Here is a 21149-nt window from a genome sequence, read left to right as displayed (position 1 = left end):
ATAAACGCTTTATTTTACTTTTTTTTCCAACTAATAAATACGAGGAAATTACTAATTCCAATATACAATTGTTGTAGTACACCAATAACAAGTAATAGTTCGAGCCATGGAATGTAACCTAATGCTGCCACAAAATGTAAAATTATTAGAGCTGGACCAATTATGGTGTCCAATACATCTTTAAACCCTTTAAATTCTGGTTTAACTTTATATTTAACGGCTGCATAAATAATTGAACTAAAGTTTGCTAGATGCATTATTCCTATACCCAAATTAGCTAACCTCCAAGTTAGAAAGCTGTCATCAGATTCAATTGCAAATACCTGTGGTAATAAAGAGCCAACTAGAGCAGTTAAAGTTGTTGTGACTAAAGCTTGAAATCGTATTTTTTCATAATTATCCCAATCCTCTGTACTGTGTTTTAAAGCAACAACAACACCTGTAAAACCTAAAGTTCCTAAGGCTATTTGTGCAAGGGTATTTAATAAATTGGAATATTCCATTACTTTATTAAGTTTATGACTAACAAGAAGTGAATATATGATTAGTTGTGTTGACTAGGTCTAAGTTAGCAAATAAATCACAGATAGAAAGTCCGCGAGGACTTTCGTAAGTAGGCTTTAACTAGCAATGAATTATACACATTGTTATCTGCAGTTTTTTTATTCATTTTTTTCCAAAGCTTGGAATACTTTGCCCAAAATACTGTAGGCTCTTTTATGGGGATACCAATTTCCATATGCTCCAGAAGTCATTGCTATTACCATATTCTTTTCAGGAACAATAACTAAATGATTTCCGCCATTTCCTGATGCCCAGAGATATTCTACTTCTTTCGTTCCGAACTTTCGTTTAGATTTATACCACAACATTCCATATCCATCTGCCAGCGGATTATAGTCTCCAATTGCATTTGAATTTTCATTGATTAAACGATTTACATAATCAGAATTTATAATTTGTTTGTTGCCCCATTTTCCTTTATTTGAAATTAAACAACCAAGCTTGGCAAAATCAAGTGCAGAAATGTAAAGATTTCCCGCACCTCCTGTTTGGTTTGAAGCATTTGTATACCAATAGAACTCTTTAATTTCTAATTCGTCAAAAACATATTTTTTGGCAAAGTCTCTCAAACTCATTCCTGCTTTTTCTTCGATTATTGCTCCAATTAGAACTGCGTTTATATCCGCATAAACCCATTTCGATTCTGGTTTTCTGACTAATGGAATACTTAACAAGTAGTTTACCCATTCATCTTTAGCAATCCAATGGCCTGCATTTCCATGCGTATCAGAATTATCTGAATCTGCATCTAAACCCGAAACCATATTTAGTAAATGAATCAGTTTTATCTTTTTATAGTCTTCATTAATAGAAGGGTATTTTTCTTTCGAGAAAACAGAGTAAACATCTTGGTCTAAATCCTCAATGTAACCTTCTTGAATAGCAACACCTAATAATATTGAGGTAATACTTTTTCCGGCTGAGCGTATATCGTGAATATGGTTTCTCCAAAATGAATTATAGTAATATTCAATTGCTAATTTGTTGTCTTTAATAACTATTAGAGCTCGATAATCTCTTTGCTTGAAATTATCGATTAAATCATCAAGCATATTTAAGGAATCTTGACTAAAACCTACTTCTTCAGGATTAACAGAAGGAAGATTTGAAATTGGTTTTCTCTGGGCAAAAACAGTTGTTGAAAATAATGTTAAAGCAAAAAGGATTATTAGTCGCATAGAAAATTTAATATTTATTAATTCAATGATTGCTTTAAAGACAGCTTGTTACAGTTTTTTCTAATTGCTGGTAACGGTCTAGTGTATGATTTACTTCGTCAGTTCGAGGCATTTGCCTCTCGTGTCGTTGCGTGGTTAAGCATTAAAGTTAGCAAACAAATCATAGATAGAAAATCCGCGAGGATTTTCGTAAGTAAGCTATAACTAGCAATGAATTATACACATTGTTGTAAAACGTGATTTATACTGATTTTTAATCTTCTAACATCATTTCCAATCCATCTTTTAAAACTAGTTCGAAATATTTTCCGTGTTCAATTTTCACACTTACTACTTCAGCGTTTTTTGATTTGAGGAATGTTGCTTCCTTTTCTGTTAGTTTGCCAACGCTTTGGTCGGTTTCGCTATAAAAGTAAATGAGGTTAGAAAGATTTACATCTTTTAGTAATTCGGTATATTTTATATCTCTATTCATTGCTGCGGCAATTTTTCGCATATTAACTGTATATACATTATCAGATTTTTCCCCAATTTTTGGCGTAATTGCGTCTTCTTCAAAATTAGCGTCATATCCTTTAGAATAAGCTGTACTGACTTCTTTAGTCATATCAAGTCTACCAAACATTAATAAATATCCGTCTGCAATATTGTTGTAATCAGCAAGAGATTGTAAGCCAACTAAAGAGCCGTAAGAGCCACCAACAACATACACTTTTTTATGTTCTGATTTAAAATAACTAATTAGCTCATAAAGTGTTTTTACCGTTTTTATATTATAATTTTTCGCCTGTTCCCACGAAATTTCTTCCTTTTCTGTTTCTTCTGGATGTAGTGTTTGTGATTCACGCATATTTATTAAAAAATAGTCGTTTTCATCTATTCCACCTTGAACGCTAAATGCAAATTCAAATCCATATGTACTAAGATTATTTCTAGGCCCACCATCTATGTTTATGATTACCGTATCACTATCAGGGTTTCCAAATGAATAGCCTGACTTCGATAATGATTCAGGTATGTTTTCATATACAATTCTTATGTCTTCATTTTTAAGAGTGCTTTTTACAACCAACGCTTTATATTCTCCATTTTCATCAACAAACATGCGAGGTATTAATTTTCGTTCTATTATTAGAGGTAACACTTCTTTAAAGGCTACTGGTGTGCCATCCTCATAATAAACGGGTTCAAAATCTGCTGGTGGTTCTTTTTTCATCAGTTCTTGCATCGGAAGTAATCTTAAGCTATCAGAAATAAATGTATATTCTTGAGCTTGTGCGAAAATGCTTGTCAAAAAACATGTAATTAGGATTAATTTTTTCATCTTTCCTTGGTTTATGTGTTTGGTTGATTATGTTTTACAACGGTCTCGGCTATAAACAGTTGGGGATTTTGTACCCTAACTTTTCGGTTTAGCACCTACCTTTGTTTTATGTTTATCTTTTAGCTTTATCACTTTCACCCCAATTGTTTATAGCCATTGTTGTGGCTAGTTTTTCTTTTTAATAATTTTCACAATTCGGTTAATTATAATTTCCGATAAATTCCATTCATAACCTTCAAAATCTGTTGTGTTAATAAATTGAACGACAACCGCATCTATATCTTTATGGTATTCTGCCAGACTTTGATAACCAATGACTAAACCACCGTGATTATATTCGTACGGATATAATTCCTGTTCTCCTTCTTCAAATACAGAACCATCATTCAATGCTCTCAAAAATGTTCCAACATCCTCTGCGGTTGCTAACATTCCAAAGTCACGGGCTTTAAAATCTTCTTCAATTCCTACATAATATCCGCTCATTACATCGTACAAATCAACATCATTAATCGAAAAAAATGTATTTTTCAATTCAAGAGGTTTCAAAATTTTTTCTTTTATATACTCGTTATGATTGTATCCTAATACCTTATCCAAAATCTTACGAAGCAATAAATAATTCGTGTTTGAATATTCATATCCTTTGTCTGGTTTAAAACTAGCAGGTAAGTCTAAAGCAAAACCTAAGGCATTTTTGCCATTTTCTTCTTCGTTTTCCCAAAACGCTGGATTGTCGGTAAAATTTGGAATTCCAGACCGGTGTTGAATCATCATTTTCAATGTGATTTCATCAGCATTTTCAATTCTTCCTTTTAGTTCGGGAAGATAATCGGTTAACGACTTATCAAAAGACAAACGCTTTTCTTTGACCAATTTCGTAGCTGCTACGGCTGTATATAACTTACTAATACTGGCAATTTTGAACAATGATTTTGGGTCGGCTGGAATTTTCTTTTCTCTATTTTTCCAACCGCCAGTATAGAACTGGGGTTGTTTTCTTGCTTGGTCTACATAAACAATCATACCGTCAAAACCATAATCTATTGCTTCATCTACTTGTTCTTGAACAGTATTTGGTAGCGGTAAAATCCAAGCCTTTACCAAAACCCAAGGAACGAAAAATAATGAAACTACAGTTCCAATAAGCAATAATGCTCTTACAATCCATTTGGCTTTTTTATTTTTTATCATTCTTCTGTTTCAGTTTTCTTTTTTTTGTATGGTTTCATAATTTAGGAAAGTTCAGTTTTTTCAAATTAGCCACAACGGTTGTGTATATGGCTCGTAGCGTGTAAATTATGAAATTGTTTTCGGATTAAGCACGAGCCGAATTTTTTAATTTTTCTTATTATCTTTTTTCTCAATAAGCCAAATTAAAAAATTTGGCGGACTTGCAAATATACCTTAACTTAGTTTAAGCAACCTACTAGCTATGAGTTATATACGTTGTTGTGAGCTGGCTTTATTCTTTTCTGGTTTTAAATTCTATTAAGTATGGTTTTAAAGGAATACTATTTTCTGTTCTAAAATTATTTGAGATTAATATCTGATAGTTTTTGTTTGGCTCTAATTCTACTGGTAATGTCCAAGATTTATTGTCATCAGCCCACTTTCTTCCATTCAAAGTACCTTTTGGAAATGCTTCTTGTCCTAAATCTCCAAAATCCACACCTGTATTATACCCATTTAACGGTTCAGAAAATGTTACAGTAATTGCCTTGGTTTTGGGACTCACATTTTGGCTTTTGTTTTCAAATTGGATTATACCGACAATGTAAGGTCTTTTGTTTTCAAAATTTTGATATAAAACGTCAAGCGTTTCGGAAAAATAATTTGACTTTTTCACGAATTCTTCTACTTCTGATTCGTTAGTGTAATCCAACTCAATCATTGTTTTTATTGCATTTAATTTATCATCGGCCTGATTGTAATAGTTTTCGCATATCTGATATCCGACATAATACCCTAAATCTCTCATGCCAAATTCATTCGGGGCATTTCCGTCCAACCATTTATATCGGTTATTGGGATAAAACATTTCAATTTCATATACTTCTTGTATTCTTTTAGCATTTTCTTTACCAAATGCTATTTGAGGATTGGGTGATGTTTTATCAAGTGCTTTTGAAGCTACAAATTCCGCTACTCCTTCATATAACGTAAGTGAAAGGATATTGAAAACTCTAGGGTTTTGTTGTGTATGTACATATTCGTGGACATTTAAAAACACCAGGTGTTTGTTTGGATTTGTTGCAAAATGCGATTTTAAATAGGAAAAGTTTTCTGGAAATTCGCTTGTCTCAGCTGTGCTATCAGCCAATGATATTTCAGAACCTATAAGAACCAAACTATCAATTGTTGTACCTCCTGTACGAAAGGCTCCTATAGTGAAGTAGATTTTTGCGGGTTTTAATTCAGGATAAATTGCTTTGAGCTTATCAATTCCAAGTTCTAATTCGGTACTCACTTCGCCTGCTTGTAAGGTGTTTTCTCGAATTGATTTCCAAAATTTTGGATAACTATTTATTGCGTTTATATAATCTTCTGGTGTATAATTTCTTGCTTGTCTAATTCCTTCTAATCCTACAGTTCCTTTTTGAAAATATAAACTGTCAAGATATTTATATTGCAAGACAGAATCTTTAGTTGACGTGATATTATCATATGCGTTCCAAAAGTTTGGAATATCAGTTGTTATAACGTTTTGATTTAATTGTTGTCTCTTATTACAGTTTACTAGGGTTAATCCTGTAATCAGTAAAATCAAAGCTTTTTTCATAGTTCAATTTTGTTTTTATTCAGCCTGCACATAACGGTTTTGTATATGGAAAGTTGCGTGTTTGCGTGCGAGGATTTTTCGAAGGAAAATCAGATGCAAGCAAACAAAGCAACTCACATTGGTTAAGCACAAAATAGCAATTTTTTATATACAATGTTGTGGTGTCGTTTTTATTGCTAGAATATCCATTTAATTACAGATACAAAGCCAATTATAATCAAAACTACAATTACCGCAACAATTCCAAATATTACATATCCTCCTAGTTTGTCTTTAAAAGTCTGAACGTATTTCTTATTTTGCTTTTTCGGTTTATTGACTTTTGGCTTAAATTCTGGAATATGATTGGTTTTTTCTTTGCTGTCAGATTCTAATTCCGCTAACTTTTTTTGAGCATATTTTGAAAGTTTTGTTTTGTCTCCACGAAAAGTGATTTCTTGCAAAATTTGATACCCAGAATAATTCACGGACTTTTCATAAATCTCAACACATTTTTTAATTCGCTCATCAGTCGGTTCGGTCAAAATCCAATATTTTCCAGCAGAGTCCAAAAATCCGCTATCATAATATAATTCTGCAAGTCTATTCCATAACTTTTGTTCGTTTGGATGTTCATTAATCAGATTGCGCAAACGATCTGCCGATTTATATTTCAATCCATTCTGGATGTCTGCTTCGATACTTCTTAATTTGTTTTCCAAGCTCACTTATTCAAATTTTATTTATCAGAAGATTATTTTTCTTAAATGCACCACAACGTTTATGTGTAAGGAACGTTGCGTGTTTGAGTGCGAGGATTTTCCGAAGGAAAATCAGAAGCTAGCAAACAAAGCAACGACCAAACGGTTAAACTAAAATAAGCAATGTTTTTTACACGGTGTTAGGCACAGTATTTTTAATATTTGTCTTTTTCAGATATTTTCAAATTCGTTAAGGAAATCAGATAATCACAAGCATTATAAAAATCTCCTTTACTTGGTGAGCAAACAATTACAGCTCTATAATCCGTTTGATTTACACCTTCCATAATCCATTCAGAACCATCAGTTCCGTTTGAACTACGACCTAAATCCATTTTCCAAAAATCCGCTTTTCCGATAAGTTGGTTAAATTCATTCCATTCTTTTTCGGTTAGTATTTTCAATCGTTCAATTTCTATTTCTCCAGGTTCATATCCACCAGCACCATTTAGCACTTTCCAATAAAGAATATATTTTTCATTTCTTTTTTCAAATCTAAAAGTCATTGGTTTGTCAAAAGTTCTCAACCAAGTAAAGCGATAAACTTCTTTGTCAATTTTCCTATTAAACAACAAAGGTTCTTTCATTGCGTGAAGATGCTCTGAATACCAATTCGCAACAAATTCGTCATAAGTTCCTATTTTAACTTTTGTCTTAATTGAATAAGTGGTATCGTTTTCCATAATCCATTCCGTTGTAACTTCAGGAAGAATTTCTTTCGGAAAGTAAGCTTGTTTTAAATCCGATGGAACATTTAGGCTATCAACTTTGATTGTCGAGTCGACAAATTTGTCAATCGATTGACTGAATCCAATTTGAGTCAGAAACAATGTCAAAATTCCAATTGATAATATTTGTCTCAAAGCTTTGTTCATATTGTGCCTAACGTGTTTGTGTATGGTTAGTTGCGTGTTTCAGCAACTAATTTAGTAAACAAAAACGAACGCGAGAAAATTCCGAAGGAATTTTCCAAATAAGCAACGACCAAAGCAATTAATTATACACGGTGTTGTACAACGTTTTTTTATTCAGTCGGCTCAAACTCCGTCCATTTTCCGTTAATCAACTTTTCTAATTTTCCGAATTCAGGTTTTCCGTTGTCGCTTCCTTTTATTCTAACTGGATTTATCCAATCGTGTTGGCAATTAGGTTCAGGATTTGGGATTTCAGTCCAATCCGATTTAATAATTCCGTATTCCGTTTCGCATAATTCCATTGCGTCATTTTCCGTTTCATACCATTCGTCCCATTCTGCTCCGCAATCCTCTGTATTTTTATATCCGAATAGGTAAGTCCCATAATCGTCATTAAAAATCATAAGTCGTTTAATTCCGTCTTTCGGTTTGGTCAGATTCGCAATTCTTCTCATTCCGCTACTTATTTGAATCAGTTTTGGTGGTCCACCACCTTGTAAATGGCTTTCTGGATAACTCAATTCCCAAATTCTCCCATCATTACCTTGATATTTTGATGTCCAACCACCTTCGCTAGATTCAAGTTTAATTAGTTCGTTTTTAATCATTGATTCTATGGTTTTGCAATTGCTGTCAGCAATAACTTTACCACCTATAAACTCCCATTTTCCTATAATTTCTCTGGTTTTCATCAAATGTTGTACAACGGTTTTGTATATGGAAAGTTGCGTGTTTGCGTGCGAGGATTTTCCGAAGGAAAATCAGACGTAGCAAACGTGCAACAACCATAGAATTAAGCACAAAATAGCAATTTTTTATACACGTTGTTGTGTGTAGTTATTTTTTCGGATTAATAACTTTCGGCAGAACACGAGTATAACATCTAACATTAACTTTCCGTTTTCGATAAGTCGATTTAGACAGATTTAATTCCGTAACTGCTTTTTTAATATCTTTTTCAAATTCAGGTGAGCTTGGATATCCTTTAGTAGCAATATCAGACACGTTTCCTTTTTTGTCTAATGTAAACCAAACATACATTTCTCCATAATATTCATAGTCTTTCTCAATCAGATTTAGAATTTGGTCACGTAAACTTTTTTCCAAACATTGCGTCCTTTCTTTTTCGTCCGAAATTCCGTCACAATCACTTTCGAAAGGTGTTTTGTCAACCATTGTAAAGTGAACTGTTTTTCCGTTTTTCTTTTTTACAAGTTTCAGGTCAGATTGAGAATGAATTTTCGAGATATTTAAAAATCCGATAATAAAAGTCAAATAAATTAATTTTAATTTCATCGTTTTTTGTATCAATGAATGCCAACGGTCTCGTATAACCGTCAGTTACGGGTTTATATGCGTTAATTTTTGGTTTAGCACTGACGTTAGCAATTCCGAGTGGATTCGGACGTAGTCGAATCCGCCGTAATTGCGGTTATACATTGTTGTAAACTGGCCTTTTTTCATATTTTTTTGATTATTTCATAAAATCTTCTCAATGCAGTTCGGTCGTTTAGATGACTTGGAAATTCATTGAGAATTTTCTCGTATTTGTCTATTCCAATTGCTTTCACAATATATGCTTCGTGTACAAAATTTAAATAGTCAATTAATTCTCCCAAACTCGTGTGGAAACTCTTGAAATCTATATCTGCATTAATAAAAGTTTCAATGTCTCTATAATTTGCCTTTATTCGTAATCTATATAGCAAATTAAATACAGATGTTTCAGGAATAGTTCCGTAAATAATATCCCAATGTTTTTTACTAAATGCTTTTCTAAATTCTTTTTTTCCGTTCAAAAATCTTTTGTCATTCTGCTTTTTAAAACGTTCTCTTTTATCATTTGCATTTTGTTTTCTCGTGGTTTTTAGAAATGTCGCTACTTGTAATTCAGCGTCCTCCAAACAATCAATTTTTGTCAAAGGGCTATTGTCTTTAGGAAAACCTTTGAAAGTAGGAAGTCCGTTATATTGAAACTCGTCTTTTAGTCCATTGCTGTAAAATCCAATTGCGGATGGATAATGTTTGTCCTTTACTGAATTCCCAAACAGTTTTATTGATTTTTCGTGTTGGTCATTCGCAATTCCTTGTGTTTCGTGAAATGCAGTCATTGATAAATACGCAGAATAGTAGGCTTGAGGAAAATTCCAATGAAGTGAAAACTTGTAATATTCAGCATTGTCAATCTGTTCTCCAATTCTGTAGGCGTATTCAGTACTCCAAGAATTCCAAAGTAGTTTTTTAACTTCTTTGATTTTAAAATCAGGGTTTTTAATTTTTATTTTATTGTAATAGGGTATCTTCTTAAGCTTAAATCTGTCATCATTACAAGAAATACAATATGTAATTGCAAAGAAATGATTAAAGAAAACTCTTGAAGGAATCGATTTTTTTTGTCGTTCCCTTAATTCCAAAAGTTTTTCTCTTAATCCCATATTTTTTTTCAGGCTTGTTTACAACGGTCTAGTGTATGAGTAGTAGCGGATTTCTACTCACTAACTTTTCAGTTTAGCACTGACCTTAATTTTATGTTTATACTTTCGTTTTATCACTTAAACCGCTATTACTTATACACATTGTTGTGCTTTCGTACTTTTAATAATATTAAATTAATTTTTGTAGATAGTAGTTAATAAACTGTAATTAACATTTACTGGAATTCCATTAATTTCGCCTGGCACTAATCTTTTTGGAATAAAGTTTCCAATTCTTACCAATTCCTTATTCAATATTTCATTTTCTGTGTTTCCTTTAATGTTAATAATGTTTCCTAAGTAATCTATTGTAAAAGTTAACCCTAATTTTATTTGACCAGATGATGACTGAATTTGATTTAGTATATCAATATCAAACTTTTTATTAATTAATTTAGTTACTTTATTGTGAAAACATTTTTTTAAATCATTATTTGTGATTACACATCCTGGAAAAATAGGACCTTTATCAATTTCATTGAATGAGTAGTACTTATCTTTATTCAACTCAGAGGCTTTCTTTATTTCTTTTTTTCTCTCTAGCTCCAATTCTTTTTCAATGACTTCTAGTCGTACTTCCTCTTTTCTCTTAATTTCTGCCTTTATTCCAGAATCAATTTTTCCTTCATAGGAGGCTATGTCTTTTAGAATTTTAGAAGAAGGATTCATGGCATATAATGCATTGAGTCCCTTTTTTGCTTTGTCATATTGCTCAATTCCTATATAGCATTTTACCTTGAGATTCTGCACGGACGCAACCTTTTGGCCGTCTGTTAGTGCTTCAATTTCTTTAATATCTTCTAGCGCGTCCCAATAGTTAGCTGTTTTATAATCTGCTTTTGCACTTAGGTATTTTACTTTGATTTTGTTCTGAGTTTGCTCGTCTATCTGCCCAATAGCTATTTGGGCAAAAAATAAAAAGCTAATTAGGCATATTATTCTATTCATTGTTTAGCATATTTAGTTAACATTTCTTGCTCCCAAGCCTTCATAACAACTTGGCATTTTTTTTCTGCTCTTTCTTTTTCCCTAATTTGAAACGTGAAGCCCTTCCTTCCATTATTATTCCATTATTATCTGCGGACCTCTCGAACGGATTCACGGAATCTGGAGTTACTGTACATACGCTGCGATTTTTGGGTGGTGTTTTTTAATCTCAAATTAGTCATGTTTTATAAACCTAAAAGTAAATTAATTAAGTCGACTGTTTAAACTATAATCTTCACTACCACCAGTTGCGGCTTTTAATTTTAAACCAAATTTTTCTATTTGGTTATGTCTTTCTTTATTGAATTTATCAATTTCACTTAGATAGAATGTTTCTCCAAAGCATCCTGAAAAAGAACCTGTTACATTCTCTGCTTTCAATTCACCAATTAAGGTGTCATCATAATAAACATCAAAAACAAATACAATAGAATTTGTAGCTAACCTAGCATCAAGTTCAATATTTGTATATGTTATTCCCTTATATCGGTATCCCTTTATTGTTTGTTTTTCTGATTGTAATTTTATTAGAAGTACTGTTTCATTATAACAATCTTGTATAGTCCAAGAATATGGATAATCTACAATATAACCATTATCTTTGCTAGGCTGAATATTTGCTATGCCATTAGATATTTTGAGTTTACTTTTCTCTTGATTAATTAATTCAATCCCTGCATTAATCTTACTTTCATAACTAGCAATATCTTTCAAGATTTTTGGCGAAGGGTTCAGAACATACAATGCTTCGAGTTCCTTTTTTGCTTTGTCATATTGCTTAACCCCTATATAGCATTTTACCTTGATATTTTGCACGGACGCAACCTTTTGGCCGTCTGCTAGTGCTTCAATTTCTTTAATATTTTCTAGCGCGTCCCAATAGTTTGCTGCTTTATAATCTGCTTGTGCACTTAGGTATTTTACTTTGATTTTGTTCTCAGTTTGCTTGTCTATCTGCCCAATAGCTATTTGGGCAAATAATAAAAAGCTTATTAGACATACTATTCTATTCATGGTTTTTCATATTTGGTTAACATTTCTTCTTTCCAAGATTCAGCATTTGTTTGGCATTTTTTTTCGGCAAGCGTAATTTCCTTTCTCTGTCTTTCTTTAGCTCTCTCTATTTCAGATTCCGTCATACTACTGCTCCATAATGATAATCGCAAATTAATTGTACAATCGGTGCTAAATTCAATTTTTGGATCATCTATAAATTTACCTGTTTTGTCAACGTATCCACTCTTCCAAATAAGCGCAACAGGTGTCCCCCGAAAATTGACTCTATCTTCTAAGTATTCACTATAACAATCGCAATCCCATAAAGATTCTAATTCAACATATACCTGGGCAATACCCATTTTATACTCCATGATACGCCAATCACCATAAGGAATAAGTACATTTCCATTGTTGTCTATTACACCTTGTTTTCCATCCTTAGTGTTAATTGTAAAAGCCTTGGCATCGGTGTTTTCATCAAGGGATTCTAGAAAGTCACTTTCGCTCGAATTTGTCTCATTGTCGAGTTCGGCTAAAATATCATCAAGGCTCTTGTTATTGGTTTTGGCTTTTTTGGTACTATTTGTCTTGAATTCGTCATCAAGCATTTCCAGTTCATTCTCCAATTCACTCATGGTAATAACGTGGCTATTTATTCTGGCACTTTCTTGCTTTCCTGCTTCTGTTTGTTTTGGGTTTACTATGCTTTCAATTTTAACCACAAGCCGCTCATTCATATTTTCTAGCAGTTCAATTCTACGTTCAATATTACATGTGGCTGGCAAGTTCGCTTTACCCTGAAGCTGTTTTAGTTTTGTACACTTGGCAGAGAGTTGATTGCTATAAATGTAGTTTAGTGCTTGCTCGTTTTTCTCTAAGTGTTTTTTCAATAATTCCAAATCGGTAGTTACATCATTGTTTATTGGTGGAATTCTATCAACTAATTTATCTAACTCAACTTGAAGTTTTTCTATATGTCTAATTTGTTCTGCGGTCGCACAACCTTCACATTTTTCCGCTTCTTTTATGACCTTTGACTGAGAATAAGCACTCGTTATGGATAGAAAAGTCAATAGAATTAATATAATTTTTCTCATAAATTCAGTTTTTTCAGTATGAAGCACAACTCGTTATATCGCTTTATTTATTAGCGTTATCCCGTAAATAAATCAGGATACCATGAGTTTTTTGTTAACGTTATCCTGTAAAGCTACATAAAAAATAAAAAAACGTTTACGTTAATAAAACCTAGAATTTTATAACAGTTACAATTTTAAAATCGTAAACCCATCCTCTAACGGGTTTAACTCTTGTTTTAACTGCTTTATTAAACTATTTCCATACTCTAGATAAAACTGAGAGAAGTTTGTATTACGCTCCTGTAGGCTTTGGCTTGGGAATAAGGCGTCTTGTATTAGGGTAAGGCGTTCTAGCTGGTCTGCTAGTTTTCTTTTTTGTGCTTTTAAGAGTCGTTTTTCTAAATGATCTAAGCCATTTAATTGCTTTTTTTCTTGTGCCGCTACAGCACCTATAAAAGAGGCATCTGTTTTTTTAGCTAATGTGTATAAGTCTTTAAATTGCTGTTGCAAATGTGATTTCTGGGTTGAGAAATCAATATCAATTTCAGAGAGTTTCTTGGTGTGTTTTGTTTTTAATTGGTGTTGCTTTAAAAACAAATCTTTAATAGCTACGTCTAGCTTTTCTAACTTCTCAAAAAGCTTTTCTGGCACCAATAAAACAGAGTTTCGCAATAATAACATTGGAAAGGGTATAGCAACTGTTTTAAAGTATTCTTGCAACTGGAACCAATATGCCAGCTCTCCACCACCACCAACATAGCAAAGGTTAGGCAAAATTACTTCTTGGTATAACGGTCTTAGTAAGGCATTGGGCGAAAATCGCTCTGGATGTCTTTTTAATTGGTTTAAAATTTCGGTAGTAGAAAAAGAAATTTCGGTTTCGTTAATATAAAAGCGTCCGTCTCTTTCTATAATACGCTCACGGAGTCCTTCTTTTAAATAAAACAAATTAATCTCTCTAGGATGCACCTGTTCTGGATAGCCTAAGTTGGTTAGTTTTTTTGTTGTCTCCGTAACTTTCGCAAAGGATAGTTGTTGGGTAAGTTCTTTTTCAGCAAAAGGGATAAACTGCTTTTTTAATTGGGTGTCATTACCATCAATTATTACAAGCCCGTAGCTAGCAAATAAGGAATTTGCAATATATCGTGTAGCGTCTGCAAGGTTGGTGTGTTTAGTGTAGGCTTCTTCAAAAAGGGCTATTAAGTGTTTAGCGTGCTCGCTTCCTCCAAATTGTGCTTTAACTACGTTTAAAACTTTATCAAGCCCTTTGGTATCTAATTCACCCACAGCTCCACTACTTTCTCGCTCCCATGCTATCTTTTTCCCTTTAAAATTAAAATAATTAATTTCTTCAAAATCGTGGTCTTCTGTTGCCATCCAATACACAGGCACAAAAGTGTTTTCTGGATATTTGTTGTTTAATTTTTCTGCAAGGTTAATTACTGAAATAATTTTATATAAAAAATACAAAGGCCCAGTAAAGAGATTAAGTTGGTGCCCCGTTGTGATAGTAAAGGCATTGTGCTTCAGCAAACTATTAATATTAGCTTGTGTGTTTTCTGAAACTTTAAAACCGCTGTATTGTTGGTTGAGTTGGTTAACTAAAGTAGTTCTCGACTCTGCCTCAAAGGACAATGACTTTTGCTCTATTTGTTTTTCAAAATTTTCAATGTTGGGAAACTTTCCGTAGAACTCTTTAAGAGTATCTTTTTCAGCAAGATAATCGCAAATCAGTTTTGAAAAATATCCTGTTTCTTGATACGGAAGGGTTGTTTTGGGCATAGAGTTTTTGAGAAAGTTGAAACAAAAATAACTACTTTTTAAGCTGTCAACTTCTAAAATTACGTTAATTTGAGTTACAATTCAACTTTCAATTTACAATTTACTAGTATCTTTAGCATTCAATCAAATTACGATATAAAACAAAAAACACAAATGAAAAAACTCTTTACACTCACCTTCCTTTTTATTATAACTAGCACGCTAGCACAAGTTAAATCACCTTCAGAGTTTCTAGAATATACCATAGGTACACAATTCTCTCGCCACGCAGATGTAGTAAATTATTTTGAGCATGTAGCAAAAAACAGTACGATGGTAACTTATGATACCTACGGAAAAACAAACGAACGAAGACCCCTTACCTACGCGATTGTGTCTTCACCACAAAACCTAGCCAATATTGAAACCATAAGAACCAATAACTTAAAAAACATTGGAATTGAAAGCGGAAGTGCTTCTCCAGAAATTGCGATTGTTTGGTTAAGTTTTAATGTACATGGTAATGAAGCATCTAGTACCGAAGCTGCCATGCAAACACTTTATGACCTCATTACAGAAAAGCAGGCTTGGTTACAAAATACAGTTGTGATTATTGACCCTTGTGTAAATCCAGATGGACGTGACCGTTATGCCAATTGGTACAACCAAGTTAAAGCAACTCCTTATAATCCATCACAGTATGCAACAGAACACGATGAACCTTGGCCAGGTGGAAGACCCAACCATTATCTTTTTGACTTAAATCGTGACTGGGCTTGGGCTACACAAATAGAGTCTCAGCAACGTTTAAAAATATACAACAAATGGATGCCGCATGTGCATGTAGATTTTCATGAACAAGGAATTAATGAACCGTATTACTTTGCTCCAGCAGCAGAACCATTTCACGAAATTATAAGTCCTTGGCAACGTGATTTCCAAACGCAAATTGGTAAAAACCATGCGCGTTATTTTGATAAAGAGGGTTGGTTGTTTTTTACAAGAGAACGTTTTGATTTACTATACCCAAGCTACGGAGATACCTACCCTACTTTTATGGGAGCTATAGGAATGACCTACGAGCAAGCTGGACACGGTTTTGCAGGATTAGGCGTAAATACAAATGAGGGGTACGAACTTACTTTAGTTGATAGAGTAGCACATCATACCACTACTGCGCTTTCAACCGTTGAGATTTCTTCTCAAAATGCAGCAAAGCTGAATAATGAGTTTAAAAAGTTCTTCCAGAATAACAATTTAAAATACAAAAGCTATGTATTAAAAGGGAATCCTGATAAAATAGATGCGCTTACAAATTTGTTAGACAAGCATGAAATACAATACGGCTTTGCTAGTGGCGGAAACGTTTCTGGTTTTGATTATAGTAAAAATGAAAATGGAAGTATGAGCGCTGCTGGTGCGCTTGTGGTTTCTACCAATCAACCTAAAGGTAAAATGATAAAAGCGTTGTTTGAGCCAGATGCAAAATTAAGCGAGCCGCTTACTTATGATATTACAGCTTGGAGTATTCCACATGCGTATGGATTACAAGCGGTTGCTTCTACAAGCCTGGTAAATCCTAATGGCAATAAGCCTCTAATGACTGTAAATAATTCGGCTGCTCCAAGTGCTGCGGGATATATTGCAAAATGGAATAGCCTATACGATGCGCAATTTTTAGTAGATTTGCTGAAGCATGATATTGTGGTTCGTTTTTCTGAAAAGAAATTACAATTTAATGGAAAGGCGTTTGACAGAGGGAGCCTTGTTATTACAAAAAGTGACAACCGAAAGAATCCTGATTTTCATAGTAAGCTAGTTGAAATAGCAAACAAGCATAAAAGAGAATTATACGTATCTAATACTAGTTTTGCTGATAACATTACAGACTTTGGTTCTCCAGATATTAAAGTAGTAAATAAGCAACGTATTGCTGTTTTACAAGGAGATGGAACTTCGTCACTAAGCTATGGTGCTATCTGGCATTTCTTTGAACAACAACTTAAATACCCTATTACATCTATTAATACAAATAGTTTTCGTGCAGATGTGCTACAAAAATTTGATGTTTTAGTAGTACCCGAAGGATGGTATGGAAGAATAATGAATGAAAATACAATGAAAGATGTAAAAGACTGGGTACGTAGTGGCGGAAAGATTATTGCTTTTGGGCGTGCCGTTGGTAATTTTGCAGGAAAAGATGGTTTCGCATTAAAAAACAATGAAAGTGATGATGATAAAGAAAAAGAGGAAGATAATGACGATGACAAGCTAATTCCTTATGATCAAAGAGAACGAGAAAGCGTAAAGAATTTTATCACAGGAAGTATTTACAAAACTACCTTAGACCCTTCTCATCCAATGGCTTTTGGTTACGGAGACACGTATTACAGTTTAAAACTAGGTAGCAGTTCGTATTCTTTCCTTGACAATGGATACAATGTAGGATATATAAAAGGAGATGCGGTGAGTGTTGCTGGTTTCTCTGGTGATGATGCTAAAGCAAAATTAAAAAACTCTTTAGTTTTTGGAGAAGACAAAATAGGTCGTGGAAGCGTTATTTATTTAGTTGACAATGTACTATTCCGTTCTTTCTGGGAAAATGGAAAATTATTGTTTGTAAATAGTATTTTCTTTGCGAATAGTAGAGGGGTTAGCTTGTAAATTAAAATACCCGGTATAAATAATAAAATTTGCGCTGTCATGTTGAGTGCAGTCGAAACCTTTATAAACTATAAGTAAGTTAAAGTTCACGACTGCACTCGAACAGACATTAAAAGCCTAAAGGTTTTCTTTAATTACTCAATTCCTTTAAGTAAGTCTTCCGCACTACTCATTATACGCTTATAACACCTATATCCCCATAATGAAAATAGTAGTACTCCAATTGCCAATACTCCTATAAAAATCCAAAACCCTACTCCATATTCTTGTTTAAAGAAATCTTTATTATTAAATATCATTGAAAAAACTGGCATTGTTGTAAACATTAATACAACGGAAAAAGAAAGTCCTATTTGCTGTATAAGCATAAGTCTCTTTTTTTCTTTTGCAAAGTGAGTGATTGTTTGTTTATAGGTGCTATTTACAATGGTAATATTTTTAATTCCTATAAGGTTTTTTAATACCAAAACTGGTAACACTAATATAAATGCTAATGAGAATACAGCACACGTCATAAGATACCAAGTATCCATTTTATCAAGATTAAAAAGTATTAAAACCGCAGTTAGAAAGCATATTACTGATCCTACTATTTCATAATTAAGTAGTGTTTTAAACTTGTTTTTATATTTCTGTTGGGTCATTTCCATAACTAATTTTTTATTTACTAATTCTTGTTTTGCTACTTTGTCACTTAAGGATGACCAAAGTGATTTCATTTCCTCTAGTTCCATAATTTTAGCTTTTAATTGTTTTCTTTAATTTTTGTTTAATTCTGTTGAGTCTTGTTCCCACATTTGTTTCAGTAAAACCTGTAATAGCAGCTATCTCTTCGTAACTTCTACCTTCCAGATATAAAAGGATAATTCCCCTCTCAACCACACTAAACTGTTTAATTTGTATATACAAGACATCAACTTTTTCTTGAAAAGAGGTGTCAATCTCCTCTTCTGCAATTTGTAATGAGAAGTCTAAAGAAGTCTGTTTTATCTGTTTTTTGGAACGATTTAAGTATGCAATAGCCGTATTTAGTGCTACTCGGTACATCCAGGTGCTTCGCTTTGCATTACCCTTAAAAGAGTTAAAAGATTTCCAAAGTTGATATACTATATCTTGAAACAAATCTTTTTGATCTTCTTCTGTATCGGTGTACATCCTCGAGACCTTATAAATAATGCCCTCGTTCTCTTTGATGGTTACGATAAATAGTTCTTCTTGCTGCATGCAATATCTAATTACAACTAATAAGTGTCTAACACTTTAAAAAAATCACACTTTTTTAAAAGTTTTTTTCTGAAGAGTATAAAATATTATAAACAATCGTTAGTTCGGGACACACAAATTGACAATACAATTATAGTATAATACAATTACTTGTTTTTATTCTTTGCTTCAATCCACTTACTTAAGTACTTATGACTTTGTAAAGTGCTATGTTGTAAAACTTGTCCTATAAAATGAGAATTTCGGTGTTCTTGAAGTGTTTCTGAAAGTTGTTGAACTCTATTTATAAAATCTTCTGAAAATAATTGCTTAGAAAATCTATCTTGAAGAATTTGTTGCCCATTTAATTTAGCTGTCTCCCAAGCCGCCTTGTTAGTATATAATGTTACTGAAGCTTTTACAAAATCATATATTGAAGTAGCAATTAATCCTCCAAAAGGCAAACTACCATGCATTCCCTCTGCTCCAATTGGTGTTGTAACACTTGGTAATCCATAGTGCATAGCATCTAGTAATTTCCCTTTTAAACCAGCTCCATATCGTAAAGGAGCTAGATTTACTTTTGTATTCTCCATTACATCCTCTACACTTGGTGCCCAACCCTTAATTAAAAAGCCGTCTGCTTCATTATGTAACTGCTTAATTTTTTGTTTTGCATAGCCCCCAAACACATGTAATCTTGCCCCTGGCAAATGTTGTCTTATTTTTGGCCAGATGTCTTGTTTTAAATGTAATACAGCATCTTCATTAGGAGCGTGTAGAAAATTACCAATACACATAAAATCCTTTCTTTCGTCAAAAGAAGGAGTCTTGCTTAAAGTAGTAGTATCAACCAAAAAAGGCAGATAATACAACAACGCTTCAGGAATTTTAAAGTTATCTTTCAATAAGGTCAACTCAACTTCAGAGATAATAAGGCTTAAATCACACCGTAAGATACTTGCTAACTCTCTCTTTGCTGTTTCTGTATATAAGTTTGAATTAGAAATTGAGATACTCTTTTTAAATGCTTCTTGTCTAGCTTTTCGTAAAAAGTGTAAATCTTCAGTATCCAAAATACGAAGTGCACTCGGACAAACCTCAGCGACACGCCAACCAAATTGCTCTTCGGTTATATACCTATCAAATAAAACAACACTAGGGTTTAGTTCTTCAATAAACTGATTAAAACTATCACTATTAAGCTCCAAGGGTTGCCAAGACACACCCAGTATATCCAAATTTTGGGAGTACTCGCCTATTGCGGCAGTACTCCCAAAAGTGATTGTATATCCAGCTTCTTTAAAAAGTGAAATTAATTGTAGCATCCTTGTTCCAGCGGCCGTAGTAGTAGGCTCTGGAATGGTATGTCCAATAATTAAGAGGTGTTGCAAGATTATAATACTTTATTTCTTCTCAAGCACCTTTTTTACCATTCCTCGCTTTATTTTTCCATTGTCTGTATAAGGAAATTGAGAGAGTGCATAGATTCGTTTTGGTTTCTCAAAAGGCTCTAAGGCTTCAAAGGCGTTTTTGTAATTAGGGATATTATCATCGTCGTCATGCTCAATTACTAAAACAAGACGTTCTCCAAGTTCTTTATCTTTTTCTGAAGTAATAATAAAGGAGGTATCAATAAAGGGAGATAATTTTTTTTCTATAGTTTCTGGGTAAATTTTTACTCCACCACTATTTATTACATTATCAAAACGACCTAGCCATTTAAAGCGAGTTGGTGTTTCTAGCGCAACTAAATCGTTTGTGATTATTGTATTAGGGGTAATTTGTGGTGCGTCAATAACCAAACAACCTCTTACGTCTGTACTAAATTTTACATTTGGAAGTGCGGCATAGGCTTCAGATTTTGCCATGCCATTAATCCTTCTAACTGCAATGTGGGTAATCGTTTCGGTCATGCCATAGGTTGCAAAGCATTCGGTCTCTACCTCGTCGAGTAGTTGTTCTAACTCTGATGAAACAGGACCACCACCTATAATTAGTTTTTTAAGTTTATTTAATGATTGGATAGAATGGTGTACTTGGTATGGGACCATCGCTGCAAAATCGTACTTATTATCGTACTGGGTAAGGGCATCTTTTTCTGGTGCAACAACATGCAAATCCCAACCTAAAGTCATTGCACGAACTAACATCATCTTACCAGCTATAAATTTGGGATGCAAACAAAGTAATGCTGTTGTATCTGGTCCTGTTTTAAAATAAGTTCCAGTTGCAGCAGCACTATTAATCATAGATTGCTTAGCTAGTTTAATTTTTTTAGGTTTTCCTGTAGAACCAGAGGTTTTTACTTTAACAAATTCATCATCATCTAGCCATTTATAGATAAACTTACCCATACTCATCTCGTGCGGACTTCCCTCTCTTTTAAGTTTGGTAGCAAACTCTAAAAGATCACTAGGGTTATCAAAGGACAGCCCATTGAGTTTAAATGATGGATGAATGCGCGAGGTTTCCAAAAT

19 protein-coding genes are annotated in these 21149 nt (G+C 33.3%); 1 reads left to right on the top strand and 18 read right to left on the bottom strand.

The annotated features are described in order from the left end of the window. Positions 1–14: 14 nt before the first annotated feature. From RM538_RS01315 to bshC, 14 genes are all read right to left on the bottom strand, one after another. Positions 15–503 (bottom strand): hypothetical protein, encoded by a 489-nt coding sequence (locus RM538_RS01315; protein ID WP_311331586.1) that lies wholly within the window; start codon positions 501–503, stop codon positions 15–17. A 159-nt stretch (positions 504–662) separates the two neighbouring features. Then, complete coding sequence (locus RM538_RS01310; protein WP_311331585.1) at positions 663–1742, bottom strand: serine hydrolase domain-containing protein; 1080 nt, start codon at positions 1740–1742, stop codon at positions 663–665. A 253-nt stretch (positions 1743–1995) separates the two neighbouring features. Beyond that, positions 1996–3066, bottom strand: coding sequence for a hypothetical protein (locus RM538_RS01305; RefSeq protein ID WP_311331584.1), 1071 nt, complete (start codon positions 3064–3066; stop codon positions 1996–1998). A 165-nt stretch (positions 3067–3231) separates the two neighbouring features. Further along, the gene (locus RM538_RS01300; protein WP_311331583.1) at positions 3232–4260 is read right to left on the bottom strand and encodes a serine hydrolase domain-containing protein; all 1029 of its coding nucleotides are present in this window, start codon (positions 4258–4260) and stop codon (positions 3232–3234) included. A gap of 271 nt (positions 4261–4531) precedes the next feature. After that, the gene (locus RM538_RS01295) at positions 4532–5848 is read right to left on the bottom strand and encodes a gliding motility protein GldB-related protein (RefSeq protein ID WP_311331582.1); all 1317 of its coding nucleotides are present in this window, start codon (positions 5846–5848) and stop codon (positions 4532–4534) included. A gap of 176 nt (positions 5849–6024) precedes the next feature. Next, positions 6025–6549 (bottom strand): DUF6584 family protein, encoded by a 525-nt coding sequence (locus tag RM538_RS01290; protein WP_311331581.1) that lies wholly within the window; start codon positions 6547–6549, stop codon positions 6025–6027. Between the two features lie 194 nt (positions 6550–6743). Then, positions 6744–7451, bottom strand: a complete 708-nt coding sequence (locus RM538_RS01285) for a hypothetical protein (protein ID WP_311331580.1) — start codon at positions 7449–7451, stop codon at positions 6744–6746. 161 nt (positions 7452–7612) lie between these two features. Beyond that, positions 7613–8194: an Imm27 family immunity protein gene (locus RM538_RS01280; protein ID WP_311331579.1), complete on the bottom strand. Its 582-nt coding sequence runs from the start codon at positions 8192–8194 to the stop codon at positions 7613–7615. 145 nt (positions 8195–8339) lie between these two features. After that, positions 8340–8798, bottom strand: a complete 459-nt coding sequence (locus RM538_RS01275; RefSeq protein WP_311331578.1) for a hypothetical protein — start codon at positions 8796–8798, stop codon at positions 8340–8342. 164 nt (positions 8799–8962) lie between these two features. Next, on the bottom strand, positions 8963–9937 hold the full coding sequence (locus RM538_RS01270; RefSeq protein WP_311331577.1) for a hypothetical protein: 975 nt from the start codon (positions 9935–9937) through the stop codon (positions 8963–8965). 174 nt (positions 9938–10111) lie between these two features. Continuing rightward, on the bottom strand, positions 10112–10924 hold the full coding sequence (locus tag RM538_RS01265) for a hypothetical protein (RefSeq protein WP_311331576.1): 813 nt from the start codon (positions 10922–10924) through the stop codon (positions 10112–10114). A gap of 243 nt (positions 10925–11167) precedes the next feature. Then, positions 11168–11977: a hypothetical protein gene (locus RM538_RS01260; protein ID WP_311331575.1), complete on the bottom strand. Its 810-nt coding sequence runs from the start codon at positions 11975–11977 to the stop codon at positions 11168–11170. Further along, the gene (locus tag RM538_RS01255) at positions 11974–13059 is read right to left on the bottom strand and encodes a hypothetical protein (protein WP_311331574.1); all 1086 of its coding nucleotides are present in this window, start codon (positions 13057–13059) and stop codon (positions 11974–11976) included. The genes RM538_RS01260 and RM538_RS01255 overlap by 4 nt, the downstream gene beginning before the upstream one ends. A gap of 168 nt (positions 13060–13227) precedes the next feature. Continuing rightward, entirely contained in the window at positions 13228–14823 is a 1596-nt protein-coding gene (gene bshC / locus RM538_RS01250; protein ID WP_311331573.1) for a bacillithiol biosynthesis cysteine-adding enzyme BshC, read from the bottom strand. A 153-nt stretch (positions 14824–14976) separates the two neighbouring features. Between bshC and RM538_RS01245 the strand changes: the two genes are divergently transcribed. Next, a complete protein-coding gene (locus tag RM538_RS01245; protein ID WP_311331572.1) occupies positions 14977–17466 on the top strand; it encodes a M14 metallopeptidase family protein in 2490 nt (829 codons plus the stop codon). A 134-nt stretch (positions 17467–17600) separates the two neighbouring features. Here RM538_RS01245 and RM538_RS01240 read toward each other — a convergent pair whose 3' ends face one another. The 4 genes from RM538_RS01240 to RM538_RS01225 form a co-directional block, all read right to left on the bottom strand. Next, positions 17601–18200, bottom strand: a complete 600-nt coding sequence (locus RM538_RS01240) for a hypothetical protein (RefSeq protein WP_311331571.1) — start codon at positions 18198–18200, stop codon at positions 17601–17603. Positions 18201–18204: 4 nt separating this feature from the next. Next, positions 18205–18690, bottom strand: coding sequence for a sigma-70 family RNA polymerase sigma factor (locus RM538_RS01235; RefSeq protein ID WP_311331570.1), 486 nt, complete (start codon positions 18688–18690; stop codon positions 18205–18207). A gap of 146 nt (positions 18691–18836) precedes the next feature. After that, complete coding sequence (locus RM538_RS01230) at positions 18837–20063, bottom strand: glycosyltransferase (protein WP_311331569.1); 1227 nt, start codon at positions 20061–20063, stop codon at positions 18837–18839. Between the two features lie 12 nt (positions 20064–20075). Then, positions 20076–21146 carry an AMP-binding protein gene (locus RM538_RS01225; protein ID WP_311331568.1) on the bottom strand — a complete coding sequence of 357 codons (1071 nt, stop codon included), beginning with the start codon at positions 21144–21146 and terminating at the stop codon, positions 20076–20078. Positions 21147–21149 lie beyond the last annotated feature (3 nt).

The organism is Patiriisocius hiemis, from assembly GCF_031846325.1.
In the GTDB taxonomy this organism is placed as follows: domain Bacteria; phylum Bacteroidota; class Bacteroidia; order Flavobacteriales; family Flavobacteriaceae; genus Patiriisocius_A; species Patiriisocius_A hiemis.
This window is presented reverse-complemented; position numbering and strand designations above follow the sequence as displayed.